Source organism: Shinella oryzae (genome assembly GCF_023038235.1).
GTDB lineage: Bacteria > Pseudomonadota > Alphaproteobacteria > Rhizobiales > Rhizobiaceae > Shinella > Shinella sumterensis.
On record NZ_CP081987.1, the window covers coordinates 371,632 to 395,000 of the forward strand.

Genomic DNA, 23,369 nt, shown 5'->3' on the forward strand with positions numbered 1-23,369 from the left:
CGCAAGAAATCAAATCCCGCCATGGCGGAATTGCGTTCGGAGACGGCGCGATCCGGCGTTCGCCGCTTTATATTGCGGCGCACCATGATATACCAAAGCCATGGAGTGGAGGACAAGCATGACGTCGGAACGGCCCCTGTGGGAACCCTCGCAAGACATTCTTACCAAGAGCCCGATGGCGCTCTTCATGAAGGCCGCCGGCACCGCGGCAGCACGTGATTTCGAGACCTATGACGATCTGCACGCATGGTCCGTTGCGGACCGCGGCGCGTTCTGGACCGCGATATGGGACAGGTGCGATGTCATCGGCGACAAGGGGCAGATGGCGCTCGAGAATGGCGACGATATGCTCGCCGCCCGGTTCTTCCCCCAGGGCCGGCTGAATTTCGCCGAGAACCTGCTGAGGAAGACCGGCGCAGGCGACGCGATCATCTTCCGCGGTGAGGACAAGGTTTCCTATCGCTGGTCGTGGGACGATCTGCGCGCCCGCGTCTCCAGGCTCCAGCAGGCCTTTGCCGCCATGGGCATCGGCGAAGGCGATCGCGTGGCGGCCATGATGCCCAACATGCCGGAAACCATCGCGGCGATGCTTGCGGCGGCATCGCTCGGAGCGATCTGGTCGTCCTGTTCACCCGATTTCGGCGAGCAGGGCGTCCTGGACCGCTTCGGCCAGATCGAGCCGAAGCTGTTCATCGCCTGCGATGCCTACTGGTATGCCGGCAAACTGCAGGACGTTTCCGCCAAGGTGAAGGCGGTTGCGGCCAAGCTCGGCGTTCCCGTGCTCGTCGTGCACTATGCCGGCGATGCCGAGGCGCTTACCGCCGCCCTGCCGGATGGCCGCACCCTCGATGCCCTTATGGCGCCCTTCGAGGCCAGGCCGCTCGAATTCGCCCGGCTCCCCTTCCGCCATCCCCTCTATATCCTGTTTTCCTCCGGTACGACGGGTGTGCCTAAATGCATCGTGCATTCGGCGGGCGGCACCCTGCTCCAGCACCTCAAGGAGCACCACCTGCATTGCGGCCTCGTGGAGAACGACCGGCTGTTCTATTTCACCACCTGCGGCTGGATGATGTGGAACTGGCTGGTGTCCGGCCTTGCCCTGGGCACCACGCTCTGCCTTTTCGACGGCTCGCCCTTCCATCCTGACGGCAACGTGCTCTTCGACTATGCGCAGGACGAGCGCTTTGCGGTCTTCGGCACATCGGCGAAATATATCGACGCGGTGCGCAAGGGCGGCTTCACGCCGCGTACGACGCATGACCTTTCGAGCCTGCGGCTTCTCACCTCGACCGGCTCGCCGCTTTCGCCGGAAGGGTTCTCGTTCGTTTATGAGGGCATCAAGCCGAATGTGCAGCTCGCCTCCATTTCCGGCGGCACGGATATCGTCTCCTGCTTCGTGCTGGGCATACCGCTGAAGCCGGTCTGGCGCGGCGAGATTCAGGGCCCCGGCCTCGGCCTTGCAATGGATGTCTGGAACGAGGACGGTCAGCCGGTGCGGGGCGAGAAGGGCGAGCTCGTCTGCACCAAGGCGTTCCCTTCCATGCCGGTTATGTTCTGGAACGATCCCGACGGGGCGAAATACAAGGCTGCCTATTTCGAGCGCTTCGACAATATCTGGTGCCACGGAGATTTTGCCGAATGGACGAGCCATGGCGGCATCGTCATCCATGGGCGCTCCGACGCCACGCTCAATCCGGGCGGCGTGCGCATCGGCACGGCGGAGATCTACAATCAGGTCGAGCAGCTCGAGGAGATCGTCGAGGCGCTCTGCATCGGGCAGGATTGGGATGACGACGTGCGCGTCGTTCTCTTCGTGCGCCTGGTGCCGGGCAGGGTGCTGGACGAGGCAATGGAAAAGACCATCCGCACAAAGATCCGCACCGGCGCATCCCCGCGCCACGTGCCGGCGAAGATCATCCAGGTCGCGGACATTCCGCGCACCAAATCCGGCAAGATTGTCGAGCTTGCGGTGCGCGAGGTCGTGCATGGCAGGCCCGTCAAGAACAAGGAAGCGCTCGCCAATCCCGAAGCGCTCGACCTGTTTGCCGATCTCGAGGCGCTCAAATCGTGAGCGTCGCCCGCGTTAAGGATTTGACGCCCGTCAAATTAACCAAGATTGCGAAGTTGTGAACGAAAGCTTTGTGCCGGAACCGGCCAGGTAAGGATTTGTTAAGGCGGGCTGGCACAAGGTCGTACCAACTTGAGCGCGCCCGATGACGGGCGTATCGGTTGATCCGACCCCGATGGCATGATGCCGTTCACCCTGGCTTTCGTTGGACAGCATGCAAACTATCGGGGCGGCCTTTGGGTCGCCCTTTTTTTATCCGTTCGCCTTGTCGAGCGAGCGCGACACCAGAAAGACCGGGATGAGCCCGACCGCGACGATGATCATGGCCGGCACGCCCGCATCTTCCACCTTCGCCCGTGAAGCGTCCTCGTAGACCAGGGTCGCGAGCGTGTTGAAGTTGAACGGCCGCAGCATGATCGTGGCCGAAAGCTCCTTCATGGATTCGATGAAGACAAGCAGCGCCGCCGTCAGCGTCGCCGGCCGCATCATCGGCACGAGCACGCTCCAGAGCGTCTGGCTGCTGGTGCGCCCCAGCGTGCGCGCCGCCATGTCGAGATGCGGCGAAAGCTTATGGAACCCCGCATCGATCGTGCCTTCGGCCATGGTGAGGAAGCGCACGGTGCAGGCATAGATGATGGCAAAGCCGGTGCCGGACAGCAGGAGGCCGGTCGAGATGCTGAAATTCGCGCGCAGGAAGGCATCCAGCGCATTGTCGAAATTGGCGAGCGGAATGAGCACGCCGATCGCCAGCACCGTTCCCGGCACGCCATAGCCGAAGGAGGCGAAGCGGCCGGCAGCGGCGTTCAGCCGCGAGCGCGTGGTGCGCGCCGCATAGGCCAGCAGGAAGGCCAGAAGCACGGCGATGATGGCGGTCGATCCGGAAACCAGCACACTGTGCCAGAGCGCCGAGAGAAGCCGCGAAGAGGCGAACTGCTCAAGGCGGCGCAGCGCATAGCCGCCGAGCACGAAAACGGGAATGGCGAAACCGATGACGGGCGGCAGCAGGCAGGCGAGGCTCGCCGCCCAGCGCTTCCAGCCCGCAAGCTTGAGCCGGACGGAATCATGCACCGCCGCCGTCGTCTTCTGGCTGGCGAAGCGTTGCCGCCGGCGCGCGGCGCGCTCCACCATCATCAGGCAGATGACGAAGACGAGCATGATGCAGGCGATCTGCGCGGCGCCTGCAAGACTGCCGCGATTGAGCCAGGTGTCGAAGATCGAGAAGGTCAGGGTCTGGACCCCCAGATATTCGACCGCGCCGATATCGTTCAGTGTTTCCATGGCCACCAGCGTCAGTCCGACCATGATCGCCGGCCGCGCCATGGGGATCTGGATGCGCGCGAACACCTTCAGCGGCCCCGCGCCGAGCGTGCGCGCCACATCCGCCGCCGCCCGGCCCTGCATCAGGAACATCGAGCGCGCGGAGAGATAGACGTAAGGGTAGAGCACGCTCGACAGCACCAGCATTGCGCCGCCGGTGGTGCGCACTTCCGGGAACCAGTAATCGCGGCTGGTCTGGAAGCCGAACAGCGCGCGATAGGCGCTCTGGATCGGCCCGGTGAAGGAGAAGAACTCGGCAAACGCATAGGCGCCGAGATAGGCGGGAATGGCGAGCGGCAGCACGAGCAGGCCGGACAGCACGCGGCGGCCGGGAAACTCGCAACTCGCCACCAGCCAGGCCGTCACCACGCCCACGACGGCCGCGATGGTGGCGACCCCGGCCAGCAGGGTAACGGTGCGCAGTGTGGCGCGCGGAATGACGTTGCTGAAGAGGTGGGGCCAGTTGTCGGTGCCGCCGGTTGCGGCGATCACCACGATGGCGATGGCCGGCATCAGCACGATGGCCGCTGCCAGGACGGCGGAGGCGGAAAGGACCGGATGTCGGGCGGCGCCGGAACGGCGGCGCAGGCTGCGCGCCGGTACGTTTTCAGTAAGGACCTGCACTGCGTTCCCTCGACGATGCGGCGCGTCCCGAAAAACATCGCGGAAGGGCCGAAAGGCGTTTGTGCCGGTCTAGACCAATCCGGTCAGTCTGCCAACACACGCGGCGAGGGAAAGATCACCTCGACCAGCGTGCCTTCGTTCGGGGTGGAGTTGATGGCGAAGTTCGCCCGGTTGGCATCCACCATCGCCTTGGTCAAAGGCAGGCCGAGCCCGGTACCGTCGCCGCGCTTGCGCGCGCCCGTCGTCACCTGCCGGAACGGCTTCATCGCCTGCTCCAGTTCGCTGCGCGTCATGCCCACGCCGGTGTCGCGAATGCGCAGCACAACGCTTCCATTCGCCTCATAGGCCGTTGAAACGACGATCTGTCCGCCAGACGGCGTGAAGCGGATGGCATTCGACAGGATGTTGAGCGCGATCTGCTTGATCGAGCGCAGGTCCGCGACGATCTGCGGCACGTTGGTGGACAGCGAGGTGCGGATGATGACGCGCTGGGCATTGGCCTGCGGCTGCACGAGCGCCACAGCTTCCGAGATCGTCTCGTTGAGGCCGACGGCGGTGAACTCCATCTCCATCTCGCCCGCCTCGATCTTGGAAATGTCGAGCAGGTCGTTGACGATATCGAGCACATGGCGGCCGGAGCGGCCGATGTCGTTGGCATATTCGATGTAGCGCGGATGGCCGATCGGTCCGAAGCGCTCCGTCGCCATCATGTCGGAAAAGCCGATGATGGCATTGAGCGGCGTGCGGATCTCGTGGCTGACGCGCGCGAGGAAATCGCTCTTGTGGGCGTTCGCGGTCTCGGCGGCGCGCTTGGCGTTGCGCAGCTCCTCTTCCGTGCGCTTCCATTGGGTAATGTCGCGGATCACGGCGCAGAAGCCGGCGGAGGAGGAGAGGCGCCCCATTGTCATGAACAGCGGAATGAAGCCGCCGGACGCCTCGCGGCCGATGACCTCGCGCCCGTCGTTGAGCACGCTCGCCACGCCATGGCCGGAAAGGCCGGTGAGATAATCGAGCACCGCCTTCTGGCTTTCATGGGCAAACAGCATGGCGAACGGCCGCCCGCGCGTTTCGTCCTCGTCATAGTTGAAGAGCGCGCTGGCCGAGCGGTTCATAGAGCGGATATCGCCGTCCTGGCCGACGACCACCACGCCGTCAGTTGCCGTTTCCAGGATGGAACGAAGCTCGCTGACCTCGACGCGCAAGGCGGATACGGCGGCCTGTTCCTCAGTCTTGGCTTCGGTGTCCGAAGGTGCAGGCGCGGTCTCGACCAGCGAGAGCACCGGCTTTTCCTGTATCGGCGTCAGCGCCAGCATCAGCGCGGTGCCATCCTCCCAGCGGATGGACTGGAGACGCGCGCGAACGGTGCTGGTGCTCTCCCCATCGGCGTGGCGCAACATCATCGCGCCGTCATGGTGCTCGGCCTCCTCGTCCCGGCCCGCAAGCAGGATGTCGATGCCGCCGGAGGCTTCCAGATCGCCGAGATCCGCATAACCGGTCAGGCGGAAGAATTCGGGATTGGCGTGGATGAGCCGGTCGCCGACATGCACAAGCAGGGCAACGGGAAGGGCATCCACCACGGCGGCGGTCAGGCCATAGTCCATCTGCCGGCGCGAGGGGGCGAAGCCGCTGCGCTCGCTCGCCGGCTCCTCGTGCAGCATGTCGTCGGCGTGCGGACCGACTTCGAGGCCGGGCATTTCCGTCTCGTTTTCGGCGGGAACTATTGCCTCGGCTGTCTCGTCGATGCCGGCCATGTCCTCACGGTCCGCGGTCTCGTCGTCCGTCGCGTCCGGCGACGCATCGTCTGTCGGGCGGTCTTCCGGCTTGCGTTTGCCGAAGGTCTCGCCGAGCTGGCGGGCGATTTCGCGGAACGCGGCCTGCTCGCCGGTGGAGAGGCCATCGAGAAGGCCGCCACGCATGCGGCGGCTTTCGAACTGCACGACCTTGTCGGAATGACGCCGGGCCGGCGTCTCGACCAGGCGAAGCGCCGGACGCTCACCACGGAACGCATCCTCGTCCTCGGGCGCCGGTTCCGGTGCGGCGGCTGAGATGACGTCATCGTCCTCGCTGGCTTCAGGCGTGATTTCGGCAGGGAGCTGCGTATCGTCCGCCGGTGCCGGATCGCTGTCCGCCTCCAGTTCGTCGGCCGCCTTCTCCAGCAGCACCCCGGTTTCTTCGGTCAGGACCTCTTCCACCAGCGTGTCCTGTTCGGTGGGCGTGGTGACGGTCGCAAGCGTGAGGCCACGCGCATGGGGGTCGGCCACCGCATCGGCGATCCGCACGATGCCGAAACCTCGGAAGCCGTCGAATTCGCGGTTGCGCGAATAGGTCGGCAGCGCGGCCAGATCGACCGGTACCACGAGGTTCGTGCCCTCGACCGGCCAGAGGATCGTCTTGCCCGACCATGTGTCGCGGCGGCGCAGAAGATCGCCGATCTTGCCATCGGGATCGAGATCGAGCCGGGCGGCCACATCGCTGAAGCGTTCGCCGGAAATGCCAGCGGCGCGCGGGCCGACGGCGGCGGCGAATTCCTCCGAGATCTCGCTGAACCGGCCTTCGGCATCGATCTTCCACACGAAGCGGACGGGCCGGCCCTGCCGGTTGAAGACAAAGCCGGAGGGATCGACGTCCGAGGCCGATGGGTCATCGCCTTCGAGCGCGGTCGGTTGTTCGTCCGCCGTCTCCGCCGGTGTCTCATCGATCACGGGTTCAGCCGTTATGGCTTCCGTATTTTCAAGCGCAACGATTGTCGCTTCGGGAAGAGACTCGTTCGAAGGACGATCGTCCTCGGCAGCGACAGGCTGCTCCGAAACCTCTTCGGCGACGAGGTCGGCGGGTGCTTCGTTCGGGACGGCTTCGATAGCTGCGCCGTCTGTTGCCTCTACGTGCGGTTCGGCACCGGCCTCATCGGGATCGAGATGGCCGAGGATCGTCTCGACGGCAAACAGTAGGTGCAGTGCCGGGTCGCTGGAGATGCGGCCAATGGCGGCGGGAAGATGGCCGCGGCCCGTGGCGATGGGGCGCTTGACGAGATGGTCGGCGCTGCGGCCGGTGGCCTCCACCAGGGTGCGACGCGTCTCCGGGCTGATCGCCAGGGCCTCGAATTTTTCCGAGGCGGCGATAACGGCGCCGTCACCGTCGAGCACGGCCATATGGGTGTCCGGATCGTCCAGACCCGCGATCATCGCCGCGGCGGCTTCCGCCGCGCTCTGCCCGGTGTCGGAAACCGGCGCGCTGAACAGGATGGCGTTCTCGCCCGGACGCAGCGTGATGCCCTCGACGGTCGCGGTCACGTTCGCGCTGCGGAAGCCGCTGCCGATGCGCATGAGCAGCGTGCGCCGCTCGCCGGGCGTGCGGACCTGGCGGCCGGTGGCGACGAGCTGGCGGAAGGCGACATCGGTGCGATCCGGGCCGGCATCCAGGAGATCGTAGACATTGTCATGGCCGAAAAGCGTGGCCCCGCGACCGTTCGACCAGAGCACGCGGTCCAGGTCCTGCGAAAACAGCACGACGGCCTCGCCGCGTGCGAACGGCAGGCGCACCCGTTCATGGACGGCGACGTCGATAAAGGGATACTGTTTTGCGGACATGTTCAGGCCTGAATCTCGATCCGGCACCCCGGCTTTCCATTAACGCTTTATTAATAGCGGCCGGGCGGCAAAGGGTCCAGCGGCGGCGGCCCGCGGCCCCACGCTTTCAGGAGAAAGGGTTAACGACACCGGCCGTTATTGTGCGCTGCACAATTATGTTGCAATGCGAAAGGAAATCGCATATATCAAGCTCACTCGAAACATGGCGCTTCTAAAGAGGGCCACATCCAAGGAGCGCAGACAATGGCGACCAAGAAGATCGAAGACGTATTCTCCATCGCATCCATCGACCCGAGCAAGTTTTCCGAAAGCTTCCGCGATTTCGCCGAAAAGGGCGCCGCGCAGACCAAGGAAGCCTATGCCAAGATGAAGGAAGCCGCTGAAGACGCCACCAAGACCGTCGAATCGACGCTTGAGAGCGCGCAGGCCGGCTCCGTCGAACTCGGTCTCAAGGCCATCGACGCGCTTCGCACCAATGCCGAAAACTCGCTGTCGCACATGGAAGCCCTGCTCGGCGTGAAGTCCGTCGCGGAACTGTTCGAACTGCAGACCGCCTTCCTTCGCAAGCAGGCCGAAGTCGCCGTAGAGCAGGCCAAGACCCTTCAGGAAACCTCCAAGAAGGTTGCCGAACGGGTCGCCGCTCCCGGCAAGTCGGCCGCCGAAAAGGCCATGAAGTCCTTCAAGGCCGTCTGAACCGCCCATCGCGAGGCTTCTGCCCGCAGGGTTTGAAATGACCGAGCCATCGCCCGGTCATTTTCGTTTGATCGCGGTAAAAAACGCTTGAAAAAAGGTGCGGCTGCCCGTATGTGACGCACCAAGCGCGCAGGACGCGCCGTGTGCGGTTGTAGCTCAGTTGGTTAGAGCGCAGGTTTGTGGCACCTGAGGTCAGTGGTTCAACTCCACTCAACCGTACCATTCTTCTCCAGCACTGAAAATCAAGACAGGTTCGCCGGCGGCGGCTGGGTGCTGATTTCGCACAGTCCCACCGGTCCAGTTTCGTCAAAGAAAGATATCGTGCTCCTGCCGCACGAGTTCCTGAAGGAATTCGGCGACGGTGCGCACGCGGGCGAGGTCGCGCGCGCTTTCGTGCCAGGTGGTCCAGTAGGCGCGGCGGATGATGTTGGCCGGAAGGACGCGCACCAGCTCGTTGTGTTGCCGGGCAATGTAGTCGTGCAGGATGCCGATGCCGGCGCCCGATCGAACGGCTTCCGTCTGGCCCGTGGCGCTCGAAATCTCGAAGCCCGCATCCCAGCTGCGCATGATCTCGCCGGTGAAATTGAGCGAGGCGGTGAAGATCAGGTCCTCCACATAGCCCACGCGCCGATGCGCCTTCAGCTCGTCCACCGTTTCCGGCGTTCCGTTCTCCGCAAGGTAATCGCGCGAGGCGTAGAGGCCGAGCGTGTAGTCCGTGAGTTTCGAGGAGACGAGGCGGCCCTGCTCGGGCCGCTCGAGCGTGATCGCGATATCCGCCTCGCGCTGTGACAGCGAGAAGGAGCGGGGAACCGGCACAAGCTGGATCTTCAGTTCCGGGTGCCGTGCCGTCAGCTTGCCGAGGCGCGGCGCGAGGAAGGAGACGCCGAAACCGTCCGGCGCACCGACGCGCACGGTGCCGGCGACGGCGGTATCGATGCGGCCGATGCTTGCCTGCGCCGCCAGCATCTCCGTTTCCATCCGCTCGGCGGCCCGCAGGAACGTCTCGCCCTCCGCCGTCAGGTCGCAGCCATTGGTGCGACGGATGAGAAGGCGGGTCTTCAACGCCTCTTCCAGCGCGCTGACGCGCCGGCTGAGGGTGGCGTGGTTGACGCCGAGCCGCCGTGAGGCCGCGAGGATCTGGCCGGTCCTGGCCACTGCCAGGAACATGCGCACGTCATCCCAGTTCATGCGGCCTCCGACTTCAATTCTTGCACAACGGTTCCTTACCTCAGGCGATTGTGTTGTGCAAATTGAAGTGCGATCATCTCCTTATAACAACGGAGGACTCCCCATGTACCAGATCGGCCACTTTATCGACGGCAAGCAGGTGCCCGGCACCAGCGGCCGCACCGCCAACGTCTACAACCCCGCAACGGGCGAAGTGCAGGCGCAGGTCGCGCTCGCCAGCGAAGCGGAACTCCAGGCCGCCGTCGACAGCGCGAAGACCGCGCAGCCCAAGTGGGCGGCCACCAACCCGCAGCGCCGCGCCCGTGTCTTCATGAAGTTTGTCGAACTCCTGAACAAGCACATGGACGAGCTGGCGGTCCTGATCTCCAAGGAGCATGGCAAGACGGTCGAGGACAGCAAGGGCGACGTCATCCGCGGCCTGGAAGTCTGCGAATTCGTCATCGGCATCCCGCACCTTTCCAAGAGCGAATTCACCGAAGGCGCCGGCCCCAACATCGACATGTATTCGATCCGCCAGCCGGTCGGCATCGGCGCGGGCATCACGCCGTTCAACTTCCCCGGCATGATCCCGATGTGGATGTTCGCGCCGGCCATCGCCTGCGGCAACGCCTTCATCCTGAAGCCGTCCGAGCGCGATCCGTCGCTGCCCATCCGCCTTGCCGAACTGATGATCGAAGCCGGTCTGCCGGCCGGTATCCTCAACGTCGTCAACGGCGACAAGAGCGCCGTCGATGGCCTGCTGACGCACCCGGATATCGGCGCGATCTCCTTCGTCGGCTCCACGCCGATCGCCCGCTACGTCTATGGCACGGCCGCCGCCAACGGCAAGCGCGCGCAGTGCTTCGGCGGCGCGAAGAACCACATGATCATCATGCCGGACGCCGATCTCGACCAGGCCGCCAACGCCCTGATGGGCGCAGGCTACGGCTCGGCCGGCGAACGCTGCATGGCGATTTCGGTTGCCGTTCCCGTCGGCGAGGAAACCGCCAACCGCCTGATCGCCAAGCTGACGCCCATGGTCGAGAGCCTGCGCATCGGCCCCTATACCGACGAGAAGGCCGACATGGGCCCGGTGGTGACCAAGGAAGCCCAGACGCGTATCCTCGGTCTTATCGACAAGGGCGTCGAGGAAGGCGCCAAGCTCGTGGTCGATGGCCGCGGCTTCAAGCTGCAGGGCTATGAAGACGGCTACTTCGTCGGTGGCTGCCTGTTCGACAACGTCACGCCGGACATGGAAATCTACAAGACCGAAATCTTTGGCCCGGTTCTCTCCGTCGTTCGCGCCAAGAACTACGAAGAAGCCCTCGACCTGCCGATGAAGCACGAATACGGCAACGGCGTCGCGATCTATACCCGCGACGGCGATGCGGCCCGCGACTTCGCTAGCCGCATCAATATCGGCATGGTCGGCGTCAACGTTCCGATCCCGGTTCCGCTCGCTTACCACTCCTTCGGCGGCTGGAAGTCGTCGTCCTTCGGCGACCTGAACCAGCACGGCACTGATTCCATCAAGTTCTGGACCCGCACCAAGACCGTGACGAGCCGCTGGCCGTCGGGCATCAAGGACGGCGCCGAGTTCGTCATGCCGACGATGAAGTGATCCACCCGGATTGACAATGAAGGGCTCCCTCGCGGGAGCCCTTTTGCATTGCCGCTTTTTTGTGCTTTGCGAAGAATAGGGCGCAAGCCAGGCCCGTTACCCCCGTGATCATGCATTTCGGAAGGGACAGGATATGGCATCGGCAGACACTGCGCCGCCCGCCGCCACGGCAGGCGCGTTTCATCGCATCGGGTTTACCGGCAGGGCTTCGGAATATTTCGGTATCTGGATCGTCAACGTCCTCCTGACGATCCTCACGCTCGGCATCTATTCTGCCTGGGCGAAGGTTCGGCGCAATCGTTACTTTTACGGCAACACCGTGCTGCTCGGCCGTTCCTTCGAATATCACGCGCGTGGCCTGCAGATCCTTATCGGCCGCCTGATCGTGATCGGCGCGGTCGCCGTGCTCAACCTCGTCAGCATTTTGAACCCGTTTCTGGCCCTGTTGCCGGCCATCGCCTTTCTCATCGCGCTGCCGTGGCTGGTCGCCAGAGGCATGCGCTTCAGCGCGCGGGTGACGAGCTACCGCAACGTGCGCTTCGATTTCGTCGGCGGTCCGGGCGGGGCCTTCAAGGCCTTTATTCTCGGTAGTGTGATCGCCACTCTCACGCTTGGCATCCTTACACCGCTCGCCAGCCGCTGGGTGGCACGCTATGTCGGCGCCAACCTGCGTTACGGCGGCAAGGCTTTCGACACGGACCCCAAGCTCGGCCCGCTGTTCAAGGCATGGCTGATGTCGGCCGGCGTCGCTGTGGCTGTCCTTGCCGTCGTCGGGGGCTTCGTCGCCCTGAACTTCGAAGCGGTTGTCGATGCGATTGCGGGATCGGCCATAGCCGGCCAGATGACCTTCTCCATCTGGCACTACGTCATCCTCGTCGTCTATATCGGCTTCTTCGTCCTGTTTGGTGTGGTCGGGCTGTTCTATCGAGCCGCCGTGCGCAACATCGTCTGGTCGGCGACGACCTTCGATGGCCGGCACAGGCTGCTGAGCGACATGTCGCGCGGGCGCTATATCTGGATCGCCGTCTCGAACGTCATCGTGACGATCCTGACCCTCGGCCTGATGCGCCCATGGGCGGCGGTGCGCCTGGCGCGGTACGTCTATGAACACACCGGCGTCACCTTCGTCGGCGATGTCGGAGAGCTGTTCAGCGCCATCGAGGCGCAGGGTTCCGCCGTCGGCGCCGAGTTCATGGACTTCGAGGGCTTCGATTTTGGCTTCTGAAACCGTTGCCAATGCCGGTGGGGCGGCCATCGCCAAGGGGGACTGGCATCCCGCCGGCTCCAGCCGCTCCGTGGAAGCCCTGCTCGTCGAAGCGGCGGGGGAGGTCGTTGCGCAGCCCGCCGCAGGCGGCAAGGCGCTTGCCGGCGCCGGCCTCTCGTGGCTGGACATATCCAGCCGCGTCGGGTCCATTCCCCGCAGGGTGACGTTTCCCGATGGATCGGTCTTCGAGACCTGGGACAATGACGGCATAGACCGCTACCTCGTCGCGCGGGGCAAGGGCGGTGCCGGTTTCGTACACTGGCTGGAGCAGTTCCGCTTGCGCCTGATTGTCCTCGTCCTCGTCGCCTTCGCGCTCGGCGGCGTCATCTATCGCTGGGGCGTTCCCGCCCTGGTCGAGGTCGCCGTCCTGACGACGCCGCCCATGGTCCCGCAGCTCATGGGGCAGGGGACACTGGCGACGCTCGACAAGACGACCTTTTCTGCGACAAAACTGCCGGAGGCGCGCCGCAAGGAAATCATCGACGGTTTCGCGAGGATTGCGGCCCAGTCGCCGCGCGGCGCCAAGGCCTACAACCTCAACTTCCGCGATGGTGGCATCATCGGCCCGAACGCCTTCGCACTGCCGGACGGGACGCTTGTCATCACCGACCAGCTGGTGGAACTGGCGGGAAGCGACACGGAAATGCTGGTCGGGGTGCTGGCCCATGAGATCGGCCATGTCGAACTCGAGCACAGCCTGCGGCAATTCTATCGCGCTGCGGGCATGACGGGTCTCATCATGCTTATCGCTGGCGACGTCGGCTCGGCGATGGAGGACGTGCTGGTGCAGGGCGGCGGCCTTCTGGCGCTGTCCTATTCGCGGGCGGCGGAAGCGGAGGCGGATCGGCGCTCGGTCGAGCTGATGGCGAAGGCCGGCTACGATCCGGCAGCGATCGCCCGGTTCTTCGGCCTGCTGGAAGACAAGCTGGGTGACCGGTCGGATACCAGCATCCTCTCGACGCATCCGGGCACGCCGGAGCGCAGGAAGGATATTACCGACTACGCACGGATCATCTCCGGGCAGTCGGATCCGGACCTTCAGTAAGGAACCCACGATCCTGCAGTGAGGATCGGAGACAGAAACGGCGGCCAGAGGCCGCCGTTTCCATTCGCCTTGGGAGGCAGGGATATTACTGCGACGGACCTTCGTTGTAGCCGACCTTGTCGACGAGTTCCGAGGCCTTCTTGCGGTTGGCCGCGATTTCGGAGAGCGGCAGCGGATCGGCCTTCAGTGTGCCGAAGGCCTTGACCACGTCGGAGGGCTCGGCGCCCGGCAGAACCGGGTATTCGTAGACCTGCTCGGCATAGATCTGCTGGGCGGTGCCGGCCGACAGGAATTCCATCAGCTTCAGCGCATTGTCCTTGTTCGGGGCGTTCTTGGCCATGGCCATGCCGGAAACGTTGACGTGCGCGCCGCGGTCGTTGACGTTCGGGAAGAGCACCTTGATGGCGGCCGCCCATTCCTTCTGCTCGGGCTCCTTCTCGTTGGTCTGCATGAGACCGACATAGTAGGAGTTGCCAAGCGCGAGGTCGCATTCGCCGGCGAGGATCGCCTTCGCCTGGTCGCGGTCGCCGCCGTCGGGCTTGCGGGCGAGGTTATTCTTCAGGCCCGTCAGCCACTTCTCGGTTTCGGCCTCGCCGTGATGGGCGATCATGGAGGCGATGAGGCCGATATTGTAGGAGTGCTGGCCGTCACGCGTGCAGATCTTGCCCTTCCACTTCCGGTCGGCAAGTTCCTCATAGGTGATTTCGTTCTGTTGGACGCGATCCTTCGAGGCGTAGACGACGCGCGAACGGGTCGTCAGGCCGAACCAGTCGCCATCGGGATCGCGATACTGTGCGGGGATGTCCTTGTTGATGACGTCGCTCTGGACCGGCTGCGTCACGCCGCCATCCTTGGCTTCGGTGAGGCGCGAGATGTCGACGGTCAGGATGACGTCGGCGGGCGAGTTGGCGCCTTCCGCCTGGATGCGCTCGACAAGGCCCTTGTCGAGGAACAGCACGTTGGTGGCGATGCCAGTTTCCTTGGTGAATTCGTCGAGCAGCGGCTTGATCAGGTCCGGCTGGCGATAGGAATAGATGTTGACTTCGCCGTCTGCGTGCGCCGGTGCCACAAAGGCGAGGCCTGCGGCCGAGAGGGCAAGGGCGGCGAGGGAAGTCTTGAGCAGTTGCATCGGGTCCTCCTGGTGCATTATTCTTTACTGCAAAACTCTCCTTTAAAGGCTTGCCAAACGCAGTCAACTGTACCCTTCATAACATGACTGTGATTTTCCGCTTTTTGGAATTGTTCTAAACCACGAAGTGCCCTATATGTGATCCCACTGAAACCCGGATTCGGAGTTCCCGATGCGTCTGACGAAACAAACCAACTATGCCGTGCGCATGTTGATGTACTGCGCGGCGAATGGTGACAGGCTCAGCCGCATTCCCGAGATTGCCCGAGCCTATGGTGTCTCCGAACTCTTCCTGTTCAAGATCCTCCAGCCGCTGACGCGCGCAGGCATTATCGAGACGGTTCGCGGCCGCAATGGCGGCGTGCGTCTGCCCAAGCCCGCCAGCGAGATCACTCTGTTCGACGTGGTGCGCGTAACCGAGGATTCCTTCGCCATGGCGGAATGCTTCGAGGCCGGCGAGATCGAATGCCCGCTGGTCGATAGCTGCGGTCTGAACGCCGCGCTGCGCAAGGCGCTGAACGCCTTCTTCGAGGTGCTCCAGCAGTACACGATCGATGATTTGGTGAAGGCCCGTCCGCAGATCGGCATGCTGCTCGGTCTGGAAGCGACGGCGGCGGCCCGCCAGCCAGCAGCCTGAATTCAGGCTGCTGGTTTCGGCGCTTCCTCCGGCGTGGGGATCGCCTCTTGACATTAAAATCCAATATAACGAACTGCTCGCTATCCCGCGCTCGCCTCGCGCCGGACGTATTCCCGCAGCAGGAACTCGATTGCTGTCGGATCGAGCTCCGCCTTGTCGATGCGGAAGTCGACCCCGTAGTCTTCGATCTTTTGGAAATAGGCATCGCTGATCGATGACGAGATGACGCCCACCGGGCCGATATAGCCGGCGCGGCGCAGTTCCGGCACGGTTTCCCGGAAGTCGGCCTGCGGCTGAAGCCGGTTGTCCATCAGGATCATGTCCAATGTAACGCCCGAGGAGCGGATGAAATCCAGCGCTCCGTCGACCGTCTCCACATAGTGCAGGGTGATTGCGTAGCTCGTGACCTTGCGCATCAGGGCGCTAAGAATGACGTTTTCAGCCGGGTCGTCATCAACGAGCAGAATATTTACGTGTGCTGCCATGGTGGGAATGAACCTGTTTGCGAACGCTCTCGTCTCGCCGTGGCTACTCTTGTCCAGACGGTGAATATTAACAAGTCCCTAAGTCTACTATCCCAAACGCTGTGCCATTTTCTTACGGATTACTGGATGATCTGCTCGCGGATCGCCTTTGCCACCATCTGCGTGCGATTGACCACATCGAGCTTCTTCAGGATCGTCGCGGTGTGCGAGTTGACCGTGTGCTCCGAAACCGAGACGATGAGCGCGATCTCGCTGGCGGTCTTGCCGTAGGAAATCCAACGCAGGATTTCCGTTTCGCGTGGTGTCAGGCCCATACCCGCCTTGTTGGCGAGGACCTGACGATAGAAGTAATCGAAGGCGCAGGTCGCCTCGTAGCAGATCTCGAAATGCTCGGCTCGGCCGATGTCGTCGCCATCGCCGAGAAACAGCACGACGAAGCGCGTACCGGCGACCGAGTGCACCGGCACGGACAACGCCATGTCGAAGCCGATCTGATCGAGAAAACTGTCATGCGGGCTGCCCTGGTCCGCCGCGCGATCCCGGTCACGCCAGACCGTGGAGATCGTTGAGACATAGAAGCTCTTGAAGAGATCGCTATCGTTGAAGCGATGGCGCTTGTCATAGGCTTCGGCAAGGCCGGCGGGCAAATCGTGCAGCGTCAGCCGCTGTGCCAGCAGGCTCGTTTCGTGCTCGTTCGTCAGCTGCAGCACGCCGAAGTGCTCGAAGCCGTAGCGAAGAGCCATCGTGTGAAAGATACGAAAGAAGTCGACGCGGTTGAGAGCTTTCTCAAGGTCGCTTTCAAAATCATACCTTCTGAAATGTTCGTTCAAAGCAATCACGTGGCGTCCACCCCCAGAGTCCACGCCGGCAATCTAGCGCCGCAATCTCTGGCAGCAAAGGGTTTTGCCGGACAAATTCATGGTGTCTCTCCTTTTTTCGCGGTGATATCGGCGCAATCCGTTGAGTTTTATGTACAATTTAACATGCGTTCGCGTCGCGCCCTTCCGGCGTCTCCTGTGGTGTATTGACGCCCTGCCGGTCAGGCACGGAAGCATAACACGTTAGGGGAACGCCCGGTTCCGCAGTGCACTTGATCCATATCGAGGCTGTGGAGAAGGATATTTTTCCGGTTTTTTCCGTTTGGACAAAATTGTGGTCCGACTTATTGCAATCCGCCGGCAAATGTCGTTCCATCCAGCCCAAGGCTGGCGCAGGACATGCGCATGAGCCTGACAACAGAACAAAAAAGCAAACCTGGGAAGCTCACTATGAAAAAGCTGACTACTCTCCTCGCAGCGACGGCGCTTGCCTCCATGATGGCAACGGCCGCCTGGTCGAAGACTCTGGTCTATTGCTCGGAAGCCTCGCCGGAAGGTTTCGACCCCGGCCTCTACACGGGCGGCCAGACCTTCGATGCCGCATCGCGTACCGCTTATAACCGCCTCGTCGAGTTCAAGCATGGCAGCACCGAGCTGGAGCCGGGCCTGGCCGAGAGCTGGGAAGTTTCGGCCGATGGTAAGGAATACACCTTCAAGCTTCGTCCGGGCGTCAAGTTCCAGACGACGGAGTATTTCACGCCGACACGCGAGCTGAATGCCGACGACGTCATCTTCTCGTTCGAGCGCCAGTACAAGGAAGACAATGCCTGGAACAAGTATGTTGCCGGCGCTTCCTGGGAATACTTCGCCGGCATGGGCTTTCCGGACCTGATCGAGAAGATCGAAAAGGTCGACGACCTCACGGTCAAGTTCGTGCTGAAGCGTCCCGAAGCGCCGTTCCTGGCCAATCTCGGCATGGACTTCGCTTCGATCCTCTCCAAGGAATATGCCGACAAGCTGCAGGCTGACGGCAAGATGGAACTGCTGAACCAGCAGCCGCTCGGCACGGGCCCGTTCGCCTTCGTCGCCTACCAGACCGACGCCGCGATCCGCTACAAGGCCAACCCGGACTACTGGAACGGCAAGCAGCCGATCGACGACCTCGTTTTCGCCATCACCACGGACGCTGCCGTGCGCGCGCAGAAGCTCAAGGCCGGCGAATGCCACATCATGGCCTATCCGAACGCCGCTGACGTGGAAGACCTGAAGAAGGACGAGAACCTGACGGTCGTCGAGCAGGAAGGCCTGAACGTCGCCTACCTCGCCTACAACACGCTGGTTCCGCCGTTCGACAAGGTCGAGGTCCGCAAGGCGCTCAACATGGCCGTGGATCGCCAGGCCATCGTCGACGCCGTCTTCCAGGGCGCGGCCACCGTCGCGAAGAACCCGATCCCGCCGACCATGTGGTCGTATAACAATGCCGTCGAAGACGACAAGTACGATCCGGAAGCAGCCAAGAAGATGCTCGAGGACGCCGGCGTCAAGGATCTCAAGATGAAGATCTGGGCCATGCCGGTTGCCCGTCCGTACATGCTGAACGCCCGCCGCGCAGCCGAGCTGATGCAGGCCGACCTCGCCAAGATCGGCGTCGAGGCCGAGATCGTCTCCTACGAATGGGCCGAGTACCTGAAGCTCTCGTCCGCCAAGGACCGCGACGGCGCGGCCATCCTCGGCTGGACGGGCGACAACGGCGACCCGGACAACTTCCTCGACACCCTGCTCGGCTGCGATGCCGTGGGCGGCAACAACCGCGCGCAGTGGTGCAACGAGGAGTTCGATGCGCTGGTGACCAAGGCGAAGGAAACCGCCGATATCGGCGAGCGCACCAAGCTCTACGAACAGGCGCAGATCGTCTTCAAGCGCGAAGCGCCCTGGAACACGCTGGACCACTCGCTCGTCGTCGTTCCCATGAGCAAGAAGGTCACGGGCTTCAAGATGGACCCGCTCGGCATTCACCGCTTTGACGGTGTCGATATCGCCGAGTAAGATCGCATAGAAGAACGGCACGCCGCAAAGAGCGTGCAATGGCCGGCGGCCCGAAGATATTCGGGCCGCCGGTTTTTCAAAAATAAGAAGGGATTGGCTCCCATGTTTCGCTTTATCTTCGGACGGCTTGCCGTCCTGATACCCACGTTCCTCGGGGTATCGATCATCGCGTTCTCCTTCATTCGACTTCTGCCGGGCGATCCTGTCATGCTGATGTCGGGTGAACGCGTGATGTCGCCGGAACGGCACACCCAGATCATGCACCAGCTGGGGCTCGATCGGCCGATGTACGTCCAGTACTTCGATTACCTCACCGGCCTGCTCACCGGCGACTTCGGTTCGTCCATCGTGACCAAGCGCCCGGTGCTGGACGATTTCCTGCAACTGTTTCCGGCAACGTTGGAGCTGGCGCTCTGCGCCATCATCGTCGCCATGGTGCTCGGCATTCCCGCCGGTGTGTTCGCCGCGGTGAAACGCGGCACCTGGTTCGACCAGTCGATCATGGGCGTCGCGCTCGTCGGCTACTCGATGCCCATCTTCTGGTGGGGCCTGCTGCTCATCATCTTCTTTTCCGGCTATCTGGGCTGGACACCGGTCTCCGGGCGCATCTCTGCGATGTACTTCTTCCCGCCCGTGACCGGTTTCATGCTGATCGACAGTCTGCTTTCAGGACAGACCGGCGCATTCAAGTCTGCCGCGACGTACCTGATCCTGCCGACGGTCGTGCTGTCCACGATCCCGCTGGCCGTCATTGCGCGCCAGACACGGTCGGCCATGCTCGAAGTGCTCGGCGAGGACTATGTCCGCACCGCCCGCGCCAAGGGTCTCTCGCCGTTCCGCGTGATCGGGGTGCACGCCCTGCGCAACGCCATGATCCCCGTCATCACCACGATCGGCTTGCAGGTCGGCGTGCTGCTCGCGGGCGCCATTCTCACGGAATCGATCTTCTCCTGGCCGGGCATCGGCAAGTGGATGGTCGATAGCGTCTTCAAGCGCGACTATGCCGTGGTGCAGGGTGGCCTGATGCTGATTGCCGGCGTCATCATGATCGTCAACCTCGTGGTCGACCTGCTTTACGGCTGGATCAACCCGCGAATCCGGCACTAGGAGACGGCCCATGAGCATCGTTCAGAACACGGCCGAAACCAAGACGGGTGGCACGCCGCCCTCCGGCCTTTCCGAATTCTGGTATTACTTCTCGCGCAACAAGGGCGCCGTCATCGGCCTCTTTGTTTTCCTCTTCATTCTGTTCATGGCGATCTTCGCGCCCTTCGTTGCTCCGCACAGTCCGAGCATCCAGAACCGCGAACTTCTCCTCATGCCGCCTGTCTTCCAGCAGGGCGGGGCCTGGGGGCACATACTGGGCACGGACGCCGTCGGCCGCGATATCCTGTCGCGCATCATCTACGGCGCGCGCTTCTCGCTGTTCATCGGCCTCGTCGTCGTGACGCTGTCGGTGGTCTCGGGCGTTCTTATCGGTCTCGTCGCGGGCTATTTCCGCGGTAAGGTCGATACGTTCATCATGCGCATAATGGACATCATCCTGGCGTTTCCCTCGCTGCTGCTGGCGCTCGTGCTCGTGGCGGTTCTGGGGCCGGGCCTGCTGAACGCGATGATCGCCATCTCGCTCGTCAACCAGCCGCATTTCGTGCGCCTGACGCGTGCGGCGGTCATGACCGAAAAGTCGAAGGACTATGTCGTCGGCTCGAAGGTTGCGGGTGCGGGCACGCTGCGGCTGATGTTCCTGACCATCCTGCCGAACTGCCTTGCACCGCTCATCGTCCAGGCGACGCTCGCCTTTTCGGCGGCCATCCTCGACGCGGCCGCCCTAGGCTTCCTCGGCATGGGCGCCCAGCCGCCGACGCCGGAATGGGGCACGATGCTTGCCGAGGCGCGTGAATTCATTCAGCGCGCCTGGTGGGTCGTCACGTTCCCCGGCCTTGCCATCCTCATCACCGTGCTTGCCATCAACCTCATGGGTGACGGCCTGCGCGACGCCCTCGATCCCAAGCTGAAGAGGTCGTGATGTCGCTTCTCGAAGTCAAAAATCTCACCGTTGAGTTCCAGACGGCTTCCGGCCCCTTCCGCGCCGTGGACGGTGTCTCGCTCAAGGTCGACGAGGGCGAGGTTCTCGCCATCGTCGGCGAATCCGGTTCTGGCAAGTCGGTGTCCATGCTCGCCGCCATGGGGCTTCTGCCCTGGACGGCGAAGGTGACGGCGGATGTCCTCACCTTCAACGGCCGCGACATGCGGACGATGTCGGACGCGGAACGCCGCAAGATCATCGGCAAGGACATCGCCATGATCTTCCAGGAGCCCATCGCCAGCCTCAATCCGTGCTTCACCGTCGGATACCAGATCGAGGAGGTGCTGCGCATCCACACCGACCTGTCGCGCAGGGCGCGGCGGGAGCGGGCCATCGAACTTTTCCGGTCCGTCGGCATTCCGAACCCGGAAGAGCGCCTTGGCCATTTCCCGCACCAGATGTCGGGCGGCCAGTGCCAGCGTGTGATGATCGCGACGGCGCTTGCCTGCAATCCGAAGCTCCTGATCGCCGACGAGCCGACCACCGCGCTCGACGTGACGATCCAGAAGCAGATCCTCGACCTCCTGATGAAGCTCCAGGCCGAACACGGCATGGGCCTCATCATCATCACCCACGACATGGGCGTCGTCGCCGAAACCGCCGACCGCGTCATCGTGCAGTACAAGGGCCGCCAGATCGAGGAAGCCGATGTGCTGTCGCTCTTCTCGGCTCCGAAAAGCGTCTACACCAAGGCCCTTCTGGCAGCCCTGCCGGAGAACGCCACGGGCGGACGCCTGCCGACGATCACGGAAAAGCTGACTGACGCCGAGATTTTCGCGGGAGCCATGCGATGACCCCAGTTCTCGAAGCCAAGAACCTGAAACGCGACTACCACATTCCCGGTGGTCTCCTGAAACCGTCGAAGACCGTTCACGCCGTCAAGGGCGTGAGCTTCAAGGTCGAGCAGGGCAAGACGCTCGCCATCGTCGGCGAGAGCGGCTGCGGCAAGTCCACCGTCGCGCGCATGGTGACGATGATCGACCCGGTCACGTCAGGCGAAATGCTGATCGACGGGCGCAGGATCGACATCGCCAGCGAGCCGCTGACGCCGGAAATGCGCAGCAAGGTGCAGATCGTCTTCCAGAACCCCTATGGTTCGCTCAATCCGCGCAAGAAGATCGGTGACATCCTCACGGAGCCGCTGGTCATCAACACCAAGGTTCCGGCCGGGGAGCGGCGCGATCGTGCCATGGCCATGCTCAAGAAGGTGGGCCTGGAGGAGAAGCATTACGGGCGCTACCCGCATATGTTCTCCGGCGGTCAGCGCCAGCGCGTGGCAATCGCCCGCGCGCTGATGCTCAATCCACGCCTTCTGGTACTGGACGAGCCGGTCTCTGCACTCGATCTGTCGGTGCAGGCGCAGGTGCTCAACCTGCTCGCGGATCTGCAGGACGAGTTCCAGCTGACCTATGTCTTCATCAGCCACGACCTCTCGGTCGTGCGCCATATCGCCGACGATGTGATGGTGATGTATTTCGGTGAGGCCGTTGAATATGGCAGCCGCGACCAGGTCTTCAACGACCCGCAGCACGATTACACCAAGACGCTGTTTGCCGCGACGCCGCGCGTCGATGTGGATGCCATCCGCGCCCGCATCGAACGGCGCAAACGCGTCGCCTGATGCCACAATCCGCCGGGCGGATCCGTGCCGGCGGATTTTGCCACTGGCGTCGCTGCCGGTGGCCCCGTATAGACGGCTACCGCTCTTGCGGACACATTTTCCACACCTGACAGGAACGAGACATGGACATCAAACGCTTTGAAACCGGCCCGCGCATGAGCCAGGCCGTCGTGCACAACGGCACCGTATATCTGGCCGGTCAGGTCGGCGAAGCCGGTTCGGACGTGACCGAACAGACGAAGCAGGCCCTGGCCGAGGTGGACCGCCTGCTGGCGCTTGCCGGAACCGACAAGACCCGCATCCTCTCCGCCCAGATCTGGCTGGCGGATATGGCCGACTTTTCCAAGATGAATGCCGTCTGGGACGCCTGGGCGCCGCAGGGCCACACGCCGGCCCGCGCCACCGGCGAATCCAAGCTCGCCACGCCGGATTACCTGGTCGAAGTCATCGTCGTCGCCGCGCTCTGAGCGCGACCGCGCGACTGACCCAATGACACGACTGAAAATGCAAAAGGCCCGCTCGCGCGGGCCTTTCTGTTGATGCCTGTCGTGTCAGGCCGATTTCGACAGCCGCGACTGCTCGTCGAAGAACAGCGCCTGGCTGATCAGCGCCTTCACCATGTCCGGATTGAACGGCTTGGTGACGAGGAAGGCCGGCTCCGGCTTTTCGCCCGTGAGAAGGCGCTCCGGGAAGGCGGTGATGAAGATCACCGGGATCGTGCTAGTCTTGAGGATATCGTTGACCGCATCGATGCCCGAGCTGCCGTCGGCGAGCTGGATATCGGCGAGAACCATGCGCGGCGCGGTGCGGTTGTAAAGCTCAACGGCTTCCGCATGCGTGCGGGCAATACCCGTCACGTTATGGCCGAGGCCGCGAACCATGTCCTCGATGTCCATGGCAATCAGCGGCTCGTCCTCGATGATCATGATATCGGTCGCGACCTGGCTGGAGATGTCGCGCGATGCCTGTTCCAGAAGTGAGGCAAACGCCTCTTCCGAGACATCGAGAATATCGGCGCCCTCGGCAACGTCGAAGCCTTCGACGGCAACGAGCAGGAAGGCCTTGCGCTCTGCCGGCGGCAGGTTTGCGAGGTTGGCCGCGGCCTGCCGCTCCCAGCCGAACGGCGACGTGTTCTCCGGCAGCGCGATGTCGAGGTTCTCG

Annotated in this window: 20 protein-coding genes and 1 tRNA gene (1 of these 21 running past the window's edge); 14 read left to right on the plus strand and 7 right to left on the minus strand. The window is 63.2% G+C overall.

Annotation, left to right across the window (positions count from 1 at the left end; all coding sequences use genetic code 11):
- The first annotated feature begins 118 nt into the window (after positions 1-118).
- Positions 119-2,071 (plus strand): acetoacetate--CoA ligase, encoded by a 1,953-nt coding sequence (locus K6301_RS01845; RefSeq protein WP_247218902.1) that lies wholly within the window; start codon positions 119-121, stop codon positions 2,069-2,071.
- A gap of 249 nt (positions 2,072-2,320) precedes the next feature.
- On the opposite strand, the gene K6301_RS01850 is transcribed toward K6301_RS01845, so the two are convergent.
- Both K6301_RS01850 and K6301_RS01855 read right to left on the minus strand, forming a co-directional pair.
- The gene (locus tag K6301_RS01850) at positions 2,321-3,898 is read right to left on the minus strand and encodes an ABC transporter permease (protein WP_247220452.1); all 1,578 of its coding nucleotides are present in this window, start codon (positions 3,896-3,898) and stop codon (positions 2,321-2,323) included.
- A gap of 194 nt (positions 3,899-4,092) precedes the next feature.
- A complete protein-coding gene (locus K6301_RS01855) occupies positions 4,093-7,596 on the minus strand; it encodes an ATP-binding protein (RefSeq protein WP_247218903.1) in 3,504 nt (1,167 codons plus the stop codon).
- A 243-nt stretch (positions 7,597-7,839) separates the two neighbouring features.
- Between K6301_RS01855 and K6301_RS01860 the strand changes: the two genes are divergently transcribed.
- Entirely contained in the window at positions 7,840-8,289 is a 450-nt protein-coding gene (locus tag K6301_RS01860; protein ID WP_160870003.1) for a phasin, read from the plus strand.
- 145 nt (positions 8,290-8,434) lie between these two features.
- A tRNA-His gene (locus K6301_RS01865) sits at positions 8,435-8,511 on the plus strand.
- 84 nt (positions 8,512-8,595) lie between these two features.
- On the opposite strand, the gene K6301_RS01870 is transcribed toward K6301_RS01865, so the two are convergent.
- Positions 8,596-9,477 carry a LysR family transcriptional regulator gene (locus K6301_RS01870; RefSeq protein ID WP_247218904.1) on the minus strand — a complete coding sequence of 294 codons (882 nt, stop codon included), beginning with the start codon at positions 9,475-9,477 and terminating at the stop codon, positions 8,596-8,598.
- 103 nt (positions 9,478-9,580) lie between these two features.
- On the opposite strand from K6301_RS01870, the gene K6301_RS01875 reads away from it, so the two are divergent.
- From K6301_RS01875 to K6301_RS01885, 3 genes are all read left to right on the plus strand, one after another.
- Positions 9,581-11,077 carry a CoA-acylating methylmalonate-semialdehyde dehydrogenase gene (locus tag K6301_RS01875; RefSeq protein WP_247218905.1) on the plus strand — a complete coding sequence of 499 codons (1,497 nt, stop codon included), beginning with the start codon at positions 9,581-9,583 and terminating at the stop codon, positions 11,075-11,077.
- Positions 11,078-11,210: 133 nt separating this feature from the next.
- Positions 11,211-12,302 carry a YjgN family protein gene (locus K6301_RS01880; protein ID WP_247218906.1) on the plus strand — a complete coding sequence of 364 codons (1,092 nt, stop codon included), beginning with the start codon at positions 11,211-11,213 and terminating at the stop codon, positions 12,300-12,302.
- Positions 12,292-13,386, plus strand: coding sequence for a M48 family metallopeptidase (locus tag K6301_RS01885; protein ID WP_247218907.1), 1,095 nt, complete (start codon positions 12,292-12,294; stop codon positions 13,384-13,386). The genes K6301_RS01880 and K6301_RS01885 overlap by 11 nt, the downstream gene beginning before the upstream one ends.
- A gap of 85 nt (positions 13,387-13,471) precedes the next feature.
- On the opposite strand, the gene K6301_RS01890 is transcribed toward K6301_RS01885, so the two are convergent.
- Complete coding sequence (locus tag K6301_RS01890) at positions 13,472-14,515, minus strand: Fe(3+) ABC transporter substrate-binding protein (protein WP_247218908.1); 1,044 nt, start codon at positions 14,513-14,515, stop codon at positions 13,472-13,474.
- A gap of 172 nt (positions 14,516-14,687) precedes the next feature.
- On the opposite strand from K6301_RS01890, the gene rirA reads away from it, so the two are divergent.
- On the plus strand, positions 14,688-15,152 hold the full coding sequence (rirA, locus tag K6301_RS01895; RefSeq protein WP_241600607.1) for an iron-responsive transcriptional regulator RirA: 465 nt from the start codon (positions 14,688-14,690) through the stop codon (positions 15,150-15,152).
- 80 nt (positions 15,153-15,232) lie between these two features.
- Here the strand turns inward: rirA and K6301_RS01900 are convergent, their stop codons facing one another.
- Positions 15,233-15,637 (minus strand): response regulator, encoded by a 405-nt coding sequence (locus tag K6301_RS01900; RefSeq protein ID WP_247218909.1) that lies wholly within the window; start codon positions 15,635-15,637, stop codon positions 15,233-15,235.
- A 119-nt stretch (positions 15,638-15,756) separates the two neighbouring features.
- Entirely contained in the window at positions 15,757-16,380 is a 624-nt protein-coding gene (locus K6301_RS01905; RefSeq protein WP_247218910.1) for a helix-turn-helix transcriptional regulator, read from the minus strand.
- A 3-nt stretch (positions 16,381-16,383) separates the two neighbouring features.
- Between K6301_RS01905 and K6301_RS01910 the strand changes: the two genes are divergently transcribed.
- The 7 genes from K6301_RS01910 (at position 16,384) to K6301_RS01940 (ending at position 22,675) form a co-directional block, all read left to right on the plus strand.
- A complete protein-coding gene (locus K6301_RS01910) occupies positions 16,384-16,665 on the plus strand; it encodes a hypothetical protein (protein WP_247218911.1) in 282 nt (93 codons plus the stop codon).
- 240 nt (positions 16,666-16,905) lie between these two features.
- On the plus strand, positions 16,906-18,501 hold the full coding sequence (locus K6301_RS01915; protein ID WP_247218912.1) for an ABC transporter substrate-binding protein: 1,596 nt from the start codon (positions 16,906-16,908) through the stop codon (positions 18,499-18,501).
- A 102-nt stretch (positions 18,502-18,603) separates the two neighbouring features.
- Positions 18,604-19,608, plus strand: coding sequence for an ABC transporter permease subunit (locus tag K6301_RS01920; protein ID WP_134649749.1), 1,005 nt, complete (start codon positions 18,604-18,606; stop codon positions 19,606-19,608).
- 10 nt (positions 19,609-19,618) lie between these two features.
- Positions 19,619-20,527: an ABC transporter permease subunit gene (locus K6301_RS01925; RefSeq protein WP_247218913.1), complete on the plus strand. Its 909-nt coding sequence runs from the start codon at positions 19,619-19,621 to the stop codon at positions 20,525-20,527.
- Positions 20,527-21,381, plus strand: coding sequence for an ABC transporter ATP-binding protein (locus K6301_RS01930; protein WP_247218914.1), 855 nt, complete (start codon positions 20,527-20,529; stop codon positions 21,379-21,381). The genes K6301_RS01925 and K6301_RS01930 overlap by 1 nt, the downstream gene beginning before the upstream one ends.
- Entirely contained in the window at positions 21,378-22,208 is an 831-nt protein-coding gene (locus tag K6301_RS01935) for a dipeptide ABC transporter ATP-binding protein (protein WP_247218915.1), read from the plus strand. Before K6301_RS01930 ends, K6301_RS01935 begins: the two co-directional genes overlap by 4 nt.
- A 122-nt stretch (positions 22,209-22,330) precedes the next feature.
- Positions 22,331-22,675, plus strand: a complete 345-nt coding sequence (locus K6301_RS01940) for a RidA family protein (RefSeq protein ID WP_134649753.1) — start codon at positions 22,331-22,333, stop codon at positions 22,673-22,675.
- An 84-nt stretch (positions 22,676-22,759) separates the two neighbouring features.
- Here the strand turns inward: K6301_RS01940 and K6301_RS01945 are convergent, their stop codons facing one another.
- Positions 22,760-23,369 carry the 3' portion of a response regulator gene (locus tag K6301_RS01945; RefSeq protein ID WP_134649754.1) on the minus strand. It continues 191 nt past the right edge of the window, so the window shows 610 of its 801 coding nt (coding positions 192-801); the start codon falls outside the window, past its right edge; the stop codon is at positions 22,760-22,762.

What these genes read in the sequence shown, in the direction of transcription:
- K6301_RS01875 (WP_247218905.1), top strand. Translation starts at nt 9,581, where the DNA reads ATGTACCAGATCGGCCACTTTATCGACGGCAAGCAGGTGCCCGGCACC.
- K6301_RS01880 (WP_247218906.1), top strand. Translation starts at nt 11,211, where the DNA reads ATGGCATCGGCAGACACTGCGCCGCCCGCCGCCACGGCAGGCGCGTTT.
- K6301_RS01890 (WP_247218908.1), bottom strand. Translation starts at nt 14,515, where the DNA reads ATGCAACTGCTCAAGACTTCCCTCGCCGCCCTTGCCCTCTCGGCCGCA.
- K6301_RS01925 (WP_247218913.1), top strand. Translation starts at nt 19,619, where the DNA reads ATGAGCATCGTTCAGAACACGGCCGAAACCAAGACGGGTGGCACGCCG.
- K6301_RS01850 (WP_247220452.1), bottom strand. Translation starts at nt 3,898, where the DNA reads ATGCCGGCCATCGCCATCGTGGTGATCGCCGCAACCGGCGGCACCGAC.
- K6301_RS01920 (WP_134649749.1), top strand. Translation starts at nt 18,604, where the DNA reads ATGTTTCGCTTTATCTTCGGACGGCTTGCCGTCCTGATACCCACGTTC.
- K6301_RS01935 (WP_247218915.1), top strand. Translation starts at nt 21,378, where the DNA reads ATGACCCCAGTTCTCGAAGCCAAGAACCTGAAACGCGACTACCACATT.
- K6301_RS01940 (WP_134649753.1), top strand. Translation starts at nt 22,331, where the DNA reads ATGGACATCAAACGCTTTGAAACCGGCCCGCGCATGAGCCAGGCCGTC.
- rirA (WP_241600607.1), top strand. Translation starts at nt 14,688, where the DNA reads ATGCGTCTGACGAAACAAACCAACTATGCCGTGCGCATGTTGATGTAC.
- K6301_RS01915 (WP_247218912.1), top strand. Translation starts at nt 16,906, where the DNA reads ATGAAAAAGCTGACTACTCTCCTCGCAGCGACGGCGCTTGCCTCCATG.
- K6301_RS01855 (WP_247218903.1), bottom strand. Translation starts at nt 7,596, where the DNA reads ATGTCCGCAAAACAGTATCCCTTTATCGACGTCGCCGTCCATGAACGG.
- K6301_RS01860 (WP_160870003.1), top strand. Translation starts at nt 7,840, where the DNA reads ATGGCGACCAAGAAGATCGAAGACGTATTCTCCATCGCATCCATCGAC.
- K6301_RS01845 (WP_247218902.1), top strand. Translation starts at nt 119, where the DNA reads ATGACGTCGGAACGGCCCCTGTGGGAACCCTCGCAAGACATTCTTACC.
- K6301_RS01900 (WP_247218909.1), bottom strand. Translation starts at nt 15,637, where the DNA reads ATGGCAGCACACGTAAATATTCTGCTCGTTGATGACGACCCGGCTGAA.
- K6301_RS01930 (WP_247218914.1), top strand. Translation starts at nt 20,527, where the DNA reads ATGTCGCTTCTCGAAGTCAAAAATCTCACCGTTGAGTTCCAGACGGCT.
- K6301_RS01905 (WP_247218910.1), bottom strand. Translation starts at nt 16,380, where the DNA reads ATGGCTCTTCGCTACGGCTTCGAGCACTTCGGCGTGCTGCAGCTGACG.
- K6301_RS01870 (WP_247218904.1), bottom strand. Translation starts at nt 9,477, where the DNA reads ATGAACTGGGATGACGTGCGCATGTTCCTGGCAGTGGCCAGGACCGGC.